General features: G+C 34.5%; 15 protein-coding genes and 1 pseudogene. 7 read left to right on the top strand and 9 right to left on the bottom strand.

Annotation, left to right across the window (positions count from 1 at the left end; genetic code table 11):
- The first annotated feature begins 379 nt into the window (after nucleotides 1–379).
- The 4 genes from B9Y54_RS13195 (at nucleotide 380) to B9Y54_RS06840 (ending at nucleotide 2,885) form a co-directional block, all read left to right on the top strand.
- A complete protein-coding gene (locus B9Y54_RS13195) occupies nucleotides 380–568 on the top strand; it encodes a helix-turn-helix domain-containing protein (RefSeq protein WP_085560529.1) in 189 nt (62 codons plus the stop codon).
- Nucleotides 569–754: 186 nt separating this feature from the next.
- Nucleotides 755–1,354 (top strand): NfeD family protein, encoded by a 600-nt coding sequence (locus tag B9Y54_RS06850; protein ID WP_085559574.1) that lies wholly within the window; start codon nucleotides 755–757, stop codon nucleotides 1,352–1,354.
- A 2-nt stretch (nucleotides 1,355–1,356) separates the two neighbouring features.
- Nucleotides 1,357–2,352, top strand: coding sequence for a flotillin-like protein FloA (gene floA, locus B9Y54_RS06845; protein WP_085559573.1), 996 nt, complete (start codon nucleotides 1,357–1,359; stop codon nucleotides 2,350–2,352).
- Nucleotides 2,352–2,885, top strand: coding sequence for a hypothetical protein (locus tag B9Y54_RS06840; protein ID WP_085559572.1), 534 nt, complete (start codon nucleotides 2,352–2,354; stop codon nucleotides 2,883–2,885). Before floA ends, B9Y54_RS06840 begins: the two co-directional genes overlap by 1 nt.
- A 33-nt stretch (nucleotides 2,886–2,918) precedes the next feature.
- Here the strand turns inward: B9Y54_RS06840 and B9Y54_RS06835 are convergent, their stop codons facing one another.
- From B9Y54_RS06835 to B9Y54_RS12785, 5 genes and pseudogenes are all read right to left on the bottom strand, one after another.
- Nucleotides 2,919–3,842: an ROK family protein gene (locus B9Y54_RS06835; protein ID WP_085559571.1), complete on the bottom strand. Its 924-nt coding sequence runs from the start codon at nucleotides 3,840–3,842 to the stop codon at nucleotides 2,919–2,921.
- A 191-nt stretch (nucleotides 3,843–4,033) separates the two neighbouring features.
- The gene (locus tag B9Y54_RS06830; RefSeq protein WP_085559570.1) at nucleotides 4,034–4,573 is read right to left on the bottom strand and encodes an ECF transporter S component; all 540 of its coding nucleotides are present in this window, start codon (nucleotides 4,571–4,573) and stop codon (nucleotides 4,034–4,036) included.
- On the bottom strand, nucleotides 4,563–4,982 hold the full coding sequence (locus tag B9Y54_RS06825; RefSeq protein WP_159446066.1) for a DUF4430 domain-containing protein: 420 nt from the start codon (nucleotides 4,980–4,982) through the stop codon (nucleotides 4,563–4,565). Before B9Y54_RS06825 ends, B9Y54_RS06830 begins: the two co-directional genes overlap by 11 nt.
- Before the next feature lie 73 nt (nucleotides 4,983–5,055).
- Nucleotides 5,056–5,226 (bottom strand): DMT family transporter, encoded by a 171-nt coding sequence (locus B9Y54_RS13190; RefSeq protein WP_085559568.1) that lies wholly within the window; start codon nucleotides 5,224–5,226, stop codon nucleotides 5,056–5,058.
- Between the two features lie 639 nt (nucleotides 5,227–5,865).
- Nucleotides 5,866–7,209: pseudogene (locus tag B9Y54_RS12785) on the bottom strand (ISLre2 family transposase).
- A 286-nt stretch (nucleotides 7,210–7,495) separates the two neighbouring features.
- On the opposite strand from B9Y54_RS12785, the gene B9Y54_RS06800 reads away from it, so the two are divergent.
- The 3 genes from B9Y54_RS06800 (at nucleotide 7,496) to B9Y54_RS06790 (ending at nucleotide 10,764) form a co-directional block, all read left to right on the top strand.
- Nucleotides 7,496–8,785, top strand: coding sequence for a hydroxymethylglutaryl-CoA reductase, degradative (locus B9Y54_RS06800; RefSeq protein ID WP_085559565.1), 1,290 nt, complete (start codon nucleotides 7,496–7,498; stop codon nucleotides 8,783–8,785).
- A gap of 159 nt (nucleotides 8,786–8,944) precedes the next feature.
- Entirely contained in the window at nucleotides 8,945–9,442 is a 498-nt protein-coding gene (locus B9Y54_RS06795; RefSeq protein ID WP_234987861.1) for a DedA family protein, read from the top strand.
- Nucleotides 9,443–9,870: 428 nt separating this feature from the next.
- Nucleotides 9,871–10,764: a DMT family transporter gene (locus B9Y54_RS06790; protein WP_085559564.1), complete on the top strand. Its 894-nt coding sequence runs from the start codon at nucleotides 9,871–9,873 to the stop codon at nucleotides 10,762–10,764.
- Nucleotides 10,765–10,843: 79 nt separating this feature from the next.
- Here the strand turns inward: B9Y54_RS06790 and ltrA are convergent, their stop codons facing one another.
- The 4 genes from ltrA to B9Y54_RS06770 form a co-directional block, all read right to left on the bottom strand.
- Nucleotides 10,844–12,127, bottom strand: coding sequence for a group II intron reverse transcriptase/maturase (ltrA, locus tag B9Y54_RS06785; protein ID WP_085558799.1), 1,284 nt, complete (start codon nucleotides 12,125–12,127; stop codon nucleotides 10,844–10,846).
- A gap of 549 nt (nucleotides 12,128–12,676) precedes the next feature.
- The gene (locus B9Y54_RS06780; RefSeq protein ID WP_085559563.1) at nucleotides 12,677–15,514 is read right to left on the bottom strand and encodes a YhgE/Pip domain-containing protein; all 2,838 of its coding nucleotides are present in this window, start codon (nucleotides 15,512–15,514) and stop codon (nucleotides 12,677–12,679) included.
- Nucleotides 15,515–15,540: 26 nt separating this feature from the next.
- A complete protein-coding gene (locus tag B9Y54_RS06775) occupies nucleotides 15,541–16,023 on the bottom strand; it encodes an Rrf2 family transcriptional regulator (protein ID WP_085559562.1) in 483 nt (160 codons plus the stop codon).
- Between the two features lie 287 nt (nucleotides 16,024–16,310).
- Nucleotides 16,311–16,865, bottom strand: coding sequence for an AAA family ATPase (locus B9Y54_RS06770; protein ID WP_085559561.1), 555 nt, complete (start codon nucleotides 16,863–16,865; stop codon nucleotides 16,311–16,313).
- Nucleotides 16,866–16,902 lie beyond the last annotated feature (37 nt).

Raw genomic sequence — 16,902 nt, 5'->3', positions numbered from 1 at the left:
CAATCGAAAAAAATAGATCATTCTTTTGATTGGAACTTCTCCTAAAAATACAATAGAAGATAAATCTATTTTAAAAACAGAAATAAAATAAATAATTGATTCAATTGAAGCAAGTCTTCTTGACTGCTCTCTTTGTTGTCCTAGTGGTAGGCCGACCAAGCAATTAATAGATATCAATCTTAGTTTCTATAAAGCACAAGAAGCCCTAAGATTAACCCAAGCAAAAGGGTATCACTTTGATGATTCTACTGTTCATTATTTTTTGAAAGATAATATCGGTAAAAAAGAGATGCAAAAGTTATTCTCCTATATACTTGGAGATTTATATGGGCACAATCAAAAATTCCAAAGTGACTTAATTGAAAATTTTGAATGTTAGATTTTTAATCAACTAAATATTACAGAAACTGCTAGACAACTCTACATTCATCGCAATAGTTTACTTTATCGAATTAAAAAGGTACAACGGATCTTACTTCTTGATCTCAAAGATTCAGACGAGTTATTGAAAATCCAGTTTGCTCTAAAGATTTATCATATGTTGTATCAAAAAGACTATACTCATTAACCTATCTATTCTTAGCACTCTATTTCTTATGAAAGAATTAAGCTCTTTAAGTGTACATATCCACTATAGGAGTGGTAAAATGCTTGTATATCATCTAAATTCTTTTTTGTTGCTAAGTTGCTAAAAATTTTTATCTCGTTTTATTTTATATAGAAGAATCGATTCATTTAGAGGAGGTGAATACATTTGAATATCTTACTTTTAAGTGCAGGTTTTGTTGGGTTAGTCATCGCAGGGTTAACCATTCACTATTTATTAGGTGGCTTACTAGCTGTCGGTAGTTTCGCTGGCTATTTCTTTATGAACGGTAATGGAGAATGGTTTCCAATTGTCATTTTTATATTAGGGATTCTGTTATTGATCTTAGAAGTGTTTATACCCAACTTTGGTGTAGCTGGAGTATTAGGTGGGTTGTTGCTTTTCGGTGGCATCTATCTTAACTACGGTGATGCTGGTCAAAGTTTGTTTGATTTAAGTATTGCCGGTATTATTTCCGTAGTCTTAGCCATTATCCTCTTGAAGAAGGGATACTCTTTTGGAAATTTCAAGAAACTGATACTGGAAGAGAATATGACTAAAGTTGGCGGGTATTCTAGTAATAAAGATTATACTGATTATTTAGGAAAAAAAGGGATTTCTACTACGACATTGAGGCCCGCTGGTAAAGTAGCTTTTGATGATACGGAACTAGACGTCATAAGTTCAGGAGAACAAATTGAACCAGATGCTTTTGTTGAAGTAATTAAAGTTGAAGGTTCGAAAATAATAGTCAGGAGAGTGTCGTAAATATGTTATTAGAAGAGACAAGTGGTTTAATAGGTATTGCAATCGTTGCGATATTAGTCATCATCATTTTAAGTATGTTCTTCCGTTTTGTACCGGTAGGATTATGGGTAACGGCTTATTTTTCAGGAGTTAAAGTTTCAATTGGTACGTTAGTTGGAATGCGTTTAAGACGAGTTGCTCCTCAAAATATTATCCGTCCTTTAATCAAAGCTACAAAAGCTGGCTTGGATATCAATATCAATGAGCTAGAAGCTCACTACCTAGCAGGTGGCGATATTAACCAAGTTATCGATGCTTTGATTGCTGCACAACGTGCTAATATTGATTTGGTTTTCAAACAAGCTGCTGCTATTGACTTAGCTGGCCGTAATGTTTTTGAAGCGGTTCAAGTTAGTGTTAACCCTAAAGTTATTGAAACACCTGTCATTGCTGCTATGGCCATGAATGGTATCGAAGTTAAAGCCCGCGCTAAAGTAACTGTTCGTGCAAACATTGAACGTTTGGTTGGTGGTGCCGGTGAAGAAACAATCATCGCTCGTGTTGGTGAAGGTATCGTAACAACTGTTGGTAGTGCTGCAAAACATACCGACGTTTTAGAAAATCCGGATTCTATTTCAAAAATGGTGCTAAAAAAAGGCTTAGATTCTGGTACAGCATTTGAAATTCTTTCAATTGATATTGCAGATATCGACGTTGGACGTAATATCGGTGCTAGCTTACAAATGGAGCAAGCTGAAGCTGATAAAAACATTGCTCAAGCAAAAGCTGAAGAAAGACGTTCAATGGCTATTGCTCAAGAACAAGAAATGATTGCAGAAGTACAAAAAATGCGTGCTCGCGTAGTAGAAGCTGAAGCTGAAGTTCCATTAGCATTAGCTGAAGCATTGAGATCTGGTAACTTAGGTGTTATGGATTATTACAATATGAAAAACATCGCTGCAGATACTTCTATGAGAGATTCTATTTCTGGGTTAGGCGAAAGTGAACGTGATGAATAATGGAACTAGCTGGTCTGCTTAGTTTTCTAAGCTCTCTCATTCCTTTAATTATTATTATCACTGTCGTAAGATCATTAGGTAGTGCACTTTTCAATCAACAAAAAGGAAATAAAAATGGGGCTATATCTAAATACCAAGAATTCATAAAAGAAGTCAATCAGGAAAAAGATCGATTAGGAAATACACCTGATAAAAAACCAGCAGCTAAACAACAAGCAGCACGTATCAACCAAAAAGCTGCAGATTTAGCAAAACAAAGAAATAATCCTTATTTATCTACAAAAAAAAATCAGTATCAACAACCAAAGGTTAAGTCTCGTCCTTTAGCAGAACGAAATATGATTCAACCTGTTTCGAAAAGCAAACCGACGGCACGAACCTATTCTAAGCCTCCTGGCGCGACTAAGAATTTTGTGCAAACAAAAAGGGTGGATAAGAGAAAAAAACAAACTCCATTCCAAAAAAAAATTGTACAAGGGATTATCTACAAAGAAATTTTAGACAAACCTCGTGCATTAAGACCCTATAAATAAAATAAAAAGGTTAGGACAGCTGTCCTAGCCTTTTTATTTTGATTTTTTTAAAAATAAAAGTTCTTCATTTTTTTTATAATTATATAAAGCTCCGATAATAGTTGCTTTATTTCCATGATAACTTCTTTCAATTAGCGGTGCGTAAAATAATTCTGTATTCTTTTCTTTAAATATTTCCGCTACATTTTTCTTTATCAATTCAAGCAATAACGGTTGCTTACTAATTCCACCACTGATGACTATCTTTTCAGGATCTAAGATAACTTGAAGGTTAAAAATCTGAATAGCTAATGTACGGCAATACTCATTTAAACACGCTAGAACATCTTTATTCCCTTCATTTGCATAGCGAAATACAAGATATCCGTCTATCTTTTCTAAAGGAATAGCGCAGCGTATTGAAATTGATTTAAATAACTTTTTTAGGCCCGTTTGAAAACCAAACATATAATCCTCATCAAAACTTTTATCTGAATTTGTTTTGATGAAGGATAATTCCCCAGCAGAATAATGATTTCCTTTTAATAACTTTCCGTTACTTATAATTCCCCCGCCAATTCCAGTCCCTAAAGCAAGGATAATGCCATTTTCTACTCCTCTAAAATTTCCTTTCCACAATTCCCCTAATGCTGCTGCTTTCCCGTCATTTTCAACATGGATGATGGTAGGACACCGTTCTTCTAATAACGAAACCATATTCATATTTTTTATATATTTGAGTGATCCACCATGAACAGCAAAGCCTGTTCTTGAATGAATGATTCCGGGCATACTGATAGCTATTCCTTCAATTTTTTCTGCATACTTATCATAAATTTCACCCATCACTTCAACAAATTTATCTAAAGAGTCCATAGGGGTTTCTTTTTTATGAATGGTTTCTATCTCACCATTATCATCAATCAATCCATACTTTATTTGTATTCCTCCAATGTCTACGCCTAGATAATAGACCATTTATTATTCCTCCTTACTTCTAAAATCCTTTATCCTTCTCATTATGTTGCACACTTCTATTTTGATTTAAGTTTACCACGAGTGAGCTAAAACAGCATTTTTCCCGCTCTTTATTTAAATATATAAATATAAATTTAAATAAACGTAGCTTTTTAATTACTATTGCGTTTTTTAAAATAATTGTACTTTTTTCAATTTGAATAGTATTTTTCAAGTGATTTAGTTAATAACGGAAAAAGTATCGGTGCTAGCAGCAAATAAAAAATACCATTTCCAAAAGCGTGCAATGTATCGAAGGAGAGTCCTGAAAGATAATAAACCCAAAAGTTTTGAATACCAAAAAAGGGGGCTTGAACGAGTGAAATAATAAACCCATAAGCATAGCCCGTAAATACCGCATAGATAATCAATATAAAAAAAGGCAACTTTTTAAAAATTGGTTTGATTAATAAACCCGTCATCATCACTATCAATGAGAAAGAAACAATTTGCGCAATTGTCCATACTCCCATACCTAAATTAATGTTAGAAATTAAAATAGACAATAGCGAAACAATCAGTGCATCTACTACTCCAAGTGTAAGTGTCAAAATAATTAATATAACCGTTACAGGTTGAACATTAGGTAGAAACTGGAACATTAGTCGGCTAACATAACAAAGTGTCGTTAGCATCGCCAATAGTGTTAGGCGTTGAGTAGAAAACTGGCGAAAAGAATGGTTAAATACCATCTAAATTCCACACAATAACATCTTGATCTTCGACAATATAATCGGCTGCCCCCACTGTAGCTTCTTGTCCATTAATCGTATACAACCAGTATTTCCCTTCTTTTTGATTTTGCTCATAGCCCTCAATAGCAAAAATAAAACCATCTTTAGCTGTTAGGTTATAATTTTCTTCCATAATCTCTAACAAATTTTGTCCTTCTTGAGTTTTTACGTCTTTAGAGATAGCCGTTAAAACTTTCCCTTCTTCTTGTAACACAATCGATGCTGAAATGGATTCAGTCATTGCGACTTTAACTTCACTTGGAACTAATGCAGAACTTTCATTCAAAGCTGTTTGGGTGCTATCTCCACAAGCCGTTAACGTTAGAAGTGTTGCTAATAATAAGCCTAATTTCATCTTATCTTTCATCTTCTTGTCCTCCATTATCATTATTTTTAAAGTGTGTAACCTTACTATTTTTCAAGAAAAATCCTTTAATCCTTTAATCCGTTAGTTTTAGTCCTATAATCGTTGCAACAATCATCCCAATAAATAAAAAGTGTTTTTTACTTTTTGATTCGCCATAAAATAAAATGCCAGCAAGTGCTCCATCATTAGTTCCTATTCCTGTCCAAATGACATAAGATATACACCTGTAACCAATAGAAACCAATCTACTAGTAAATAAAGTCTTTTTCTGATTTTGTTATCAGATTAATTCCAACAACTCTACTTAATAATAAGAGAATGAAAGCAACTTTAGACTAACTAAATACGAGATCAAAAAAATGCTCCGACAACAACTGTCCCAGCTGTTCCCGTTCCAGTAAAAATTACATAAACTGTTACTATTAGAAGTTTTTTGTTGCTTAAAAAACGAGATAGAAAGATAATGGCGACTATCGTCAGTAACCATTCAATCGGCGTAGAAGCGTATTTTAAACCTATCCCCCTTATTGAAGTAACCTTACAAAAACATTGAATAACTAATTTTTTCTTATACTCATTTCCTGTTCCTTTATATAGTTTGTTTTATTTTATTTTGTTTTTTCTCTTTAATAAAAAAGAATACCTTATCTATTTTTTTCTTTTTTTACAAAGTCATTCCTATCGAGTCTAAATAATTTCATTCTAAATGTCAATCTTCCAAGCGATAAGGATAGTGTCAACTTATTGTTGGAAAAAAATAATGATACCTGGTTAAAGTATTTTACTCCGTTTATGCAATGCCTACCGCACTTCGTTTGCTTCATCTGATAAATAAATAAAAGAAAATTTCTTTTACTTATTTATCAGATCCATTTGAAAACCTTTATTTTCCTCGTAAACCTTTTAATACAATACTTAATGGTGTTTTTTTACTTTGCGTCAATGCAGGAAGATTACCAGATACACTTTGGAATTGTTGGCCATATTTTCGATTGACTCGTTTATCTAATTTTTCAATCGTTGTTCGATGAGTATAATCTTTTCTTTCCTTTTCTAGACCCTCTTTTATATCGCCTCCATTAAGCGTATAAGCTCTTAGCTTGGCAATGTGTTCCGCGCCTGTTAGGCTCCAACCTAAGGGCCTAGAACTTGATCGTGCAGATAGAATATGGCTCACGTGACCTTCGGCACTGCATCCAAAATAATCTGGATTCTTTTGATTTTGAATAGCCGTCCAGTGTCTAAAAATATACCTTTTAGACTCTAATAAAGCAATCCTTTCAGAATCGTTTAACTCATCATCTAATCGTGTTTGATAAAATAAGTGAAGGAGATCTTTTTGACCTTTTACTATCCATCCGTAGAGGATGGAAAACCACTCTTGGTGACCCACGCAGGCTTTTTTAATGTACTTTATTAAATGGAAACTATCTAGGATAAATGTACTATTTGGAATGATTTTAGCTCCTGCTTTAATCCAGGGAGCGCCATCTCCAGAAAGATAAATGTGTTTTACTTTCTCTAAATCATACGCTTCATCAAGATAGTCTAACACTGAGAACCATCATTCTTCATTATTTGGGTAAAGCCCAGTAAAGTAACGTTTCCCTTCCAATTCTATTCGCTTAGCTGTACCAACCACTTGTTTGCGACCTTCATAAACATACACAAGTTTCATAAACCGATTTTTACCATCTTGATAGGCAACGTGGTCTTCATCTGCTTCAATATATAAAACATCCACTATTTTTTTCTGTAAAGGAATAGCGACCTCAGTAGGTTCTAATAGATGTTTATGAACGACGTTCATGACGGATGTGCGGCTACGAATAGAAATAGTCTTAAAACTATCGATTGTTTTTTGATAGGATAAATCTTTCACTCTTTCTAAAATCTCAGCTTCTAATCCTAAGTCCATACGACTATGAGGAGCTAAGTCTAAATGATCGTCTACTAGATAGGTAAACTGACCACTTTGTTTATTTTTATAGTACGTCCGTTTTAGGACGACGTCTCCCATAGTAGTAGAAAGTCTTTTCTCATCATTCTTCCGTTGAACATGCCAGGCTTCTTTTCTTCCTGGATAGTATTTTAGAGAATCATCTAAGTTTTCAATGAAGTCTTCTACTAAAGCAATACCAATTTGATTCATCGATTCTTGGACGTCAGAAATAAGATTATGGAAAGCCAATTCTTTCTTTTGTGTTAAATCTAAATTTTTTACCATTGTTTCACTGATTTTTTCAACTGCATACTGTATAATGTCCATTAAGGAACAACTCCTGTTCTATGTTTTTAGTGGTAAAAACAGTTTAACACAGGAGTTGTTTCTTTTTTTTAGTTTCCAACAATTATTTTACACTAACAGCGATAAGAAAAAGAAAGCAACTTAAAAATGAATGGTTAGCTATTCTATAATTAAGGTTTCTATTAAGTTAGTCCCCTCTCACTAGAGTAGCACAGTGTTCTATGCTAGAATAATGAATGAACTTATTTTGGAAAGAGGTTATAGAATGACGCATTCTCATTTTTCAGAATTTTATAAAAAAACAAAAGTAGAAAGAATAAAGGCTTTATTGGATGCTAGGGTTATCCAGATAGAAGATGCCTTACTTCTTTTTGAAAATTCACAATTAACAGATCAACTAGCTAATCATATGATTGAAAATCAATTAACACAGTACTCCCTTCCTCTAGGGGTTGCTTTACATTTTTTAATAGATAATCAAACGTACCAAGTGCCTATGGTAACCGAAGAACCTTCTGTTATCGCTGCAGCTAGTGCAGCTGCTAAAGTGATAGCACAAGCTGGTGGCTTTAAAACTCACTTAAGCGAACGGAAGATGATTGGGCAAGTTGCTTTAAAAGATATTCCAGATTTAGCGCATGCTCTAGAAGAACTGTCCTTAAACAAAGAGATCATTCTAAAAAAAGCAAATAACGCTCATCCTTCGATTGTCAAACGAGGTGGCGGTGCAGATGAAGTGGAATTTCGTACTATCCCAGCAACAGAGCATTCCCCAACATTTTTAGTTGTCCATGTTCATATCGACGTTCTAGAAGCGATGGGTGCTAATATTGTTAATACTATGATGGAGGCTATTGCTTCGTATATCGAAACCCTGACTGATGGGAAAGTTTTGATGAGTATTCTATCAAATTATGCGACTGAATGTTTAGCTACTGCTACTTGCCAAATTCCACTTTCCTTACTAGAGCGTGGAGACTATTTGGGAGAAGAAGTAAGAGATGCAATGATTGAAGCCTCTCAATTTGCTTATGTAGATCCTTATCGTGCGACAACACATAATAAAGGCATCATGAACGGCATTGACGCTGTCGTTTTAGCAAGTGGAAACGATTGGCGTGCCATTGAAGCCGGTGCACATGCCTATGCTGCTAGGTCGGGACAATACCGCTCTTTATCTATTTGGGAAAAAGCTGATAATGGTGATTTAAAAGGATCTTTAACACTCCCTTTGCCTGTTGGATTCGTAGGTGGATCGATCGGTATACACCCTACTGCTCAATTTAGTCAGCGCTTGTTGTCTTTAAAAAGTGCTAAAGAACTTGAATCTGTCATTGTTTCAGTCGGTTTAGCACAAAATTTCGCTGCTCTGAGAGCTTTAGTAACAGAAGGTATTCAAAAAGGGCACATGGGTTTGCAAGCTAAATCTTTGGCTATCAGTGCCGGAGCATCGGGTAATGAAATTGAACATGTCGCAAATGAATTAAAGAAGCAAACTCATATGAACTTAGAAACAGCTATCTCTATATTAGATACTATTAAAAATATGAACTAAAATAAAAAGAACTGTCAGACGAGAAGTTTACAACCCTATGGAAATTTGGATTCAACAAATTATGGAACAATTTGGTTATATTAGTGTTGCATTTTTAATTATGATTGAAAATATTCCCCCCCAATTCCCTCAGAAGTTATTTTAACGTTTGGTGGATTTATGACGACGACAACAAATTTAACAATTACCGGCATGATCATTGTCTCAACTATCGGTTCCGTTATCGGTGCTTTGATTTTATATGGTCTAGGTTCTTTTTTAGATATGACTCGTCTAGAAACAATTGTTGATCGGTGGGGCACTATTTTACGTTTATCAAAAAAAGATTTGCATAAAGCAAGTCAGTGGTTTACTAAGCACGGGATTGCAACAGTCTTTTTTTGTCGCTTTGTTCCCTTAATTAGAAGCCTCATTTCTATACCAGCTGGACTGGCAAAAATGAGAATAGGCCTTTTTCTTTTATTTACGACTTTAGGTTCATTGATTTGGAATACTGTTTTAATTTATTTTGGTTCTCTTGTTGGATCAAATTGGACGGTCATTGTTTATTATATGTCTATTTATTCAAAAATAGCTTATTTGATTATGTTTATCCTAATTACAACAGGTTTAATTTGGGTTTTTCGCAGAAATAAAAAAAACAACAAGAATACTTAGACGTTTTCTTGATTTCACAAATTAAAACGAAAAAAGAAAAGCTACTTTTCAGCTTTTCTTTTTTCGTTTTCTATTTTTTTTGCTTTCATCTGCGTTTAGTACATATTCATAAGCCGTAATTTCACCTTTTGTTTGTTGAATTTCGAGTTCATTTTCAATATAACTAATAGAGTTGCTTTTAACCTAAATTAACTATACTCCTCTTATCTTTAATTAACAATTAAAGACCTCTTTATTACGGTTTATTTTTTCAAAATTATATTTATTTTAGCTTGTTTTATCTCTTTTTATTATTTATCTTTTATTTTTATTAATTTCTTTTCATTTTTATGCTACTATGAACAAGGCGAAAACTAGTTTAATTATAGAATTCATTCATTTTTTATGTAAGTTATTCGCAAATTTATTTCGATGAAAAGGTGAAAATCATGTGGTTTATTTTTACATTAGTTGCTAGTTTTTCTTGGGGAGCAGCAGATTTATTTTATAAAAAAGGCAGCAACCCTAAGGATCCGTACAGCCATTTACGAATTGTAATAATGGTCGGTTCTGTTATGGGGATTCATGCTATTTATACACTTTTATTTACAGGTATTTCTTATGATCCGATGAATATTATTCGTTATTTACCCGTTTCTAGTATGTATATTCTTTCAATGACTATTGGGTACATCGGGTTGCGTTATCTGGAGCTATCAATTTCGTCTCCTATCATGAATTCATCCGGTGCAATTGCTTCTTTACTAACCTTTATATTCTTAGGCCAAGTTATGACCGGCATACAGTTCTTCGCTGTTGCCCTTATTTCAATTGGTATACTATTGTTATCTATTCTTGAAAAGAAAGCAGCAGACTTAGATAGAATCAAGCACAAAAAGAAAATTGATCGTAAATACCAAATTGGTGCGCTTGCTATTATTTTACCTGTTTTATACGCCGTTATCGATGGTCTAGGAACATTTGCAGATGCTTTTATTTTGGATAAAGTAATGAGCGAAAACCAAGCTAACACTTCTTATGAGCTAACTTTTCTAATCTGCGCTATTTTAGCTGCTTTTTATCTAATTGTAATCAAAAAGCAATCCTTTAATGTATTTGAAGAACGGACAAAAGGCTACGCAGCTTTATTCGAAACATTTGGCCAATTTTTCTATGTCTATGCTATTGCTGGAAATGCTATTATTGTCACACCGCTGATTTCTTCTTATAGTATTGTGTCGATTATTCTTTCACGTATCTTCTTAAAAGAAAAATTAACTAAAGCTCAATATATGGTCATTGCTGTTATTATGGTTGGAATTTTCATTCTAGGATTCGAATAATCGAGTAGGAGGAGCCTCACGGCTCCGACCTCTCACACCACCGTACGTACCGTTCGGTATACGGCGGTTCCATTTTATACTAAACATGTATTTTATCGTAATGCTCTACACAAGAGACTAGGCCAAATTGGGCAAGTCTCTTGTTTGTGATAGTCGTTGTTAAAATCCAAGAATAGGCAATACGTACGACACCCTTACTAGTGTGACTATTTTTATAGGCACTGTATTTGTCCATCCCTAATTTTATTAAGTTCTTTCGCCGATTCTTAGCTGTTTTCCATTTATGCCAAATACACATTCTGAGACGGACTCTCAAATGAGAGTCAATTTTCTTTAAAATGCTTTTCATTGAACCTATTTTATAGTAGTTTATCCACCCTCGAATCACTTGATTCAGTCGTTCCACTTGATATTTCGTATCAATACTCCAATTCTTACGTGTAAGTACTTTAAGTTTATATCGAAAGTTTTCTACTGAGATTTTATGTGGTTTCGCTTGATAGGTTTTCTTATTAAAATCTCGGTAAAAACCGAATCCTAAAAATTTCATTTCTGGATTATTTGGCTTCGTAATCTTAGATTTTGTACTATTGACAATCAATCCTAACTTTTCTTCGATAAATTTTGTAACGGAACGCATCACTCTTCTCGCTGACATTTCACTCTTAACCATAATGATACAATCATCAGCGTAACGAACGAAACGGAGGTTTCGTTTTTCCAGTTCCTTATCAAGTTCATTAAGCATGATATTGCTCAATAGCGGTGAAAGGTTCCCTCCTTGCGGAGTTCCAATGCTAGTATCTTGAATAATCCCATTAACTTGTACTCCACTGACAAGAAATTTACGAATCAGCGAAATTACATCTCCATCGGAGATTGTTCTAGAGACTAAATTCATCAATCGGTCATGTTGCACCGTATCAAAGAAACGTTCAAGATCGATATCAACAATCCAGTCATATCCTTCATTGAAGTACACTAACGCCTGATTAATCGCCATTTCAGCTTGCCGGTTTGGTCGAAAACCGTAACTATAGTTACTAAAACCTTTATCGAATAAGGGAGTCAATACTTGTGCAATGGCTTGTTGAATCATACGGTCTTTAACTGTCGGGATTCCTAGTAAACGAACACCACCATTTGGTTTAGGAATCTCCACTCGAAGAACGGGTGAGGTTTGGTAGTTTCTTTGACGAATCTGAGCCATAACTTCTTCTTTGTTTCGAAGAAAATATATTCCTAGCTCGTCAATTGTCATGCCATCCACACCTGCGACACCTTTATTTCGTCTTACTTGTTCGAATGCTACAGTCAAATTCTCTTTATCTAAGATACGCTCAAGGATTTTTCTTTCATACATGTTTGTTATTTCCTTTCCTTCTCGTGAAGTCGGTATCCACTTTCTCGTCTTTTGACCAGCGGTCTATTTCCTCTTCCAATATTGATTTCCATAACGATAAAACGGTTCAGCCCTTCGCTCTGTCTAACTTTCACTAGCTGTCTTCACTACTACGGCTTCTGCTGACTTCTCCTGTCTCAGGCTTGTATCACTACAAGTTTTTGAAATAAGAACAGAAGACCTCCCCAGTTAAGGTGCGAACTCTTTCTCTCCATCTATCTGCCATATCTACATCACACGATTGATACATTAGCTATTGGACTTCAGCTTCTTTTGCAACCTTATCCTCGTGCACTGCCTCCTATATGATTTCTGTTCGTCAGACCAGAGATTTGCCTCGAGCTTCCTTCAGATTCCACCTCACGGTGGACACCCTTGCTTTTAGCTACATGCTTACCGCTAATCGGTCGCACTCAGGACTTTCACCTGTTAGAGTTTGCCCATGCTGGGCGAACAAAAAAAGAGGATTTTGAGACAGACTCAAATCCTCTTTTTCATTGTATCATGGTTCTATGCTGGTAAACTTTCTGAGCAGTCATCTGTTGCTATCGCTTGCTTTTTATATTTTTGAAAAAAATACGTATAAATAAATAACAAACTACTGAAAACAAGAGTGATACTGACTGAAACAAGCATACTTTGGTTATATAAATCTTGGCCAATCCCACCAGAAATAGCTTCCCTAAATCCGTAGATGGAATAAGACATTGGTAAAAACGGATGGATAAATATAAAGAAATCATTGGTTAATGGTATTGGGAACGTTCCTCCTGAGCCACCTAATTGTACAACTAGTAATATCATCGCAATAAAGCGACCTACATTGTCTAAAGATATGGTCAAGAAGGTGACTATTGCCATAAAAGCTACTGCTGTTATCATAGCGACAGCAAAAAATTTCCCAACGGATTGCACTTGTAATCCTAACGCCATTAGTATTCCTCCTTCAATAATAGCCATCAATAAAGCAGTCGGTAGAGCTATTGAAAGTTTCGCTAGCCAAAAAGAAAAACCAGATTGTCCTTTTAAAAACTGTTTTCGTATCGGATAAATGACGTTAAAAACGAGTGCTCCTATATATAAAGCCATTGACATAATATAAGGGGCTAAAGCAGCTCCATAATTAGGAACGTGACTGAACTCTTTATGGATTAATTCTGTCGGATTTGAAAACATATTAACTGTCTCATCAGTAGGATCAATCGCATTCACTTTAGTTGCACCTTCTTGTAAGCTAGTCGCTAATGTTGTAGTCCCTTCTTTTAATGTGCCTAATCCTTTTCCTAAAGTAGTTGAGCCATTAGCTAATTTAATTGAACCCTCATTGATTTGACCAGCTCCGTTAGCTAGTTGAACTGATCCATTGATTAATTTTTCAGAGTTATTCGTTAATTGCTTGGTTCCTTGAACTAACTGATTAGAACCTGTATTTAACTGATCTACTCCATCTATTAAGGATGGTAACTTTCCAGTAACTTGGCTAAGCCCACCGCTTAATTGAGTCGCACCAGAATTTATTATCCTAGAATAATTTTCTAATTGAGTTGCACCATCTTTTAAAGTCTCAACTCCATTTGTGTACGTTGTTATACCGGCAACTAAGCCATCATTATCTTTCAATCCACCCTGAATCGTTTTAAGTCCTTGGTTTAATTCGGCCATAACTTGAATAACACCTTTATTTTGACCGTCACCTGTTTGAGTTAATGCTGTTTGAACAGATGTTAAACCGCCACTTAATTTAGTAATAGCTTGAACAGCTCCGGGAAGTGCTTGGTTTGAACCGGCTGCTAATGTAGCTACTTGTGTTTTTAAAGTCGTCAATTGGCTTGTTAGTCCAGCTAGTTCTTCTAATTGATTTTTTAATTCATTTGCTGAAGTACTTATATTTGTTGCTTGATTGCCTATTGTTGTGACAGCATCGCCTGTCGTCTTTGTTTGGTTAGCGATGGTCCCAAGTAACGCAGCATTTGCCTCTCCTTGTGCTTTCAATTCGCCTTGTAAGGCTTCTAGTAATTCAACTTGTTGAGTTGAGTCTAGAGCTTTGAAGGCTGTTGTGTTTTGAACAGTGCCAATTGTTTTAGTCGCATCGTTTCCTACGTTGACTCCTAGTGCTTTTGTACTTTCTCCAATACTGTATAGATTAGTACCGGCATCTATTAAGCTTTCTTCCATACCTTTTAAATTTGTACCTACACTAGTTAAATCTTCAGTAATTGAATCAGTATTTATACTCTCTGTTTGACCACCTAAAGCAGTATTCAAGTCCTGAATACCATTATTTATTATCGGTAAACTAGTTATTAATGTATCTACGTTCTTTTTATTTTTATCCGATTGACTAGCTTTAAGTGAGGTTGATAGCTGATTTAATCCAGCGAGCAATTGATCGCTACCAGATCTGACTTGATCAACTCCATCGCTTAGACTAATCGCACCATTTTGTAGTGCATCATTATTAGCAGTCAATTGACCTGCTCCTGAAGCTAATTGGCTAACGCCAGCTGTGTAAGTCGTTAATCCACTTGTTAAATCTTTGGCGCCGTTATCTAATTGAGTTACTCCATCTTTTATCGGTGCTACATTAGAGGCTAATTGGTTGATACCTTCATTTAATTTAACTGCTCCTGAGGCTAATTGAGCAATACCATTCGTGTATTGGTTTACTCCAATAGTTAGCGTATCTGCACCTTCATTGAATGTAAGAGTGCTATTAGCTAGTTTCGCTAAATTAGTTGTTAACTCTTTATTTCCATCAATAATTTTTTCTGTACCTATTTTTAATTTATTCGATCCATTAGCAGCTTCAGCAAAGCCATCACCCACTTCACCTACTTGATCAAATAAGGCATTTGTATAAGCTTTCGTAACATTTTGAGAAACTTCTTTTTTAATTTCTTTTACAGCTGATTTACTAATCACTTCACCAATAAAATTTAATGAGCCATTCGTTTTATACGTTAATTTCATTTTTTTAGGATGAGCATCCATCACTGTCGCTGCATCTTTTGAGAAGTTTCTTGGGATAGTCATTACCATATAATATGTGCGATCTTTCAATCCTTTTTCTGCTTCACTTGGAGCAACGAAATGCCAATCTAAAGAATCATTATTTTTTAAATTACTTACTAGTTCAGATCCAATAGCTAATTTTTTGCCTTCGTACTTAACTTCTTCGTCTTCATTAACCACTGCAACGGAAAGCTCGTCTGTACTACCATAAGGATCCCAGTTAGATTTCAAGAAAAATCCTGCATATAATATTGGAATAAACAAAATAACGATACAGGAAAGAAGCAACATTTTATTAGAATAGACTTCTTTCCATTCCTTTTTTAACATGTTCATTAATTTTTTTCAACGCCTTTCCTAACTTAAAACTGATTCATTTTTTCATTCCAATTGAGAATAGGAATATCTTGATGATTCAACGATTTACAAATCAACTCAGCAAGTGTTTGTTTACTAAGGTAGTCTTTATATTGATTATCTGCTTGCTTAAAGACTTCTATTAAAATAATTTCACCTTGATCAGCGGTTGGTCCTAAATCCGAAAAAACTTGATTAATCATTCCTGTATTAGGATAAGTAACAATTGGCCCTTCCAAAGCTTCTACTACTTCTAATAGATGAATACTTTCTGGATCTCTCGTCAAAGAAAACCCACCGTTGCTTCCAGAAACAGAAGTTACTAAACCATTTACAACTAGCTTCCTCATAATTTTTTTAATATAGGAAGGAGAAGCTCCCTTTAATCTTCGATTGATAATATGTGAAGCAATTGGGAATTTCTTATCTTGAGTTGCTAATAATGTCATAATACAAACGGCTTGTTCCAATCCTTTTGTTAAATTCACCATCTCGCCTCTTTTCCTAGTAGATTAACTCTATTCAATGTCCATTATGGACTTCTTGTATCCATAAACAAATTTACTCTCCTTTATAAAAAAAAGCAACATAAATTTTTTGTTTTTAAAAAATTATTAATTCATATTACTAGACTATTTTTGTTTGGCCAAATAAAGAAGAGGTCAAGACTCAAATATGGTCTCAACCTCTTCTTTATTTAATTCATTTAGTTAAAGAATACATCAAAAAAACAGTCATACTAAGAACAACAGGTTAACTTATAAAACAGCTCATTTTATTGTAAGCCATTTTTAATAAACGATAAGATACACTCAACAGATTTTTCTACGTCTTGAACAGGCAAAGTTAAATCCGTTTCTACTGGTGCTTCAAACTCATTTGTCTCTCGAGCGAATGCTAACCGTTGTTGGATACTTTCTAAACTATCGCCTCTTTTTTCCATTCTTTTTTGAATTTCATCTTCAGAAATGTGTAAGTAAATAATTTTTGTGTAGAAAGGATTAACCTCTTTTAACGCAGCTGCACCATTTTTATCTAAAACGACACTCATAACATCATGAAAATCTAATCCTTTTTCTACTGTATCTACTGTTAAACCGTAAAGATAATGATTGTATAAAGAATTTTCGATAAAAGCAATATTGGACATTTCAGTCATTTCTCTAAAATAATAATCTAGCCCTTCTACTTCTCCCTCTCTTTTAGGTCTAGTTGTTGTCGTAACCAATTTTGGAATTCCGGTCTTCTCTAGTGCATTGGCTAAAGTTGTTTTTCCACTTCCACTAACTCCAACTAATACTAAGATGACTTTATTCTGTTCAATGCCCATAGCTATTCCTCCGTTTTTTTAAAAAAACACTTTATCT

The sequence above is a fragment of the Carnobacterium iners genome, from assembly GCF_900177385.1.
GTDB classification, from domain to species: Bacteria; Bacillota; Bacilli; order Lactobacillales; family Carnobacteriaceae; genus Carnobacterium_A; species Carnobacterium_A iners.
The sequence above is the reverse complement of the archived record's forward strand: the minus strand, read 5'-3'. Positions and strand labels throughout refer to the sequence as shown.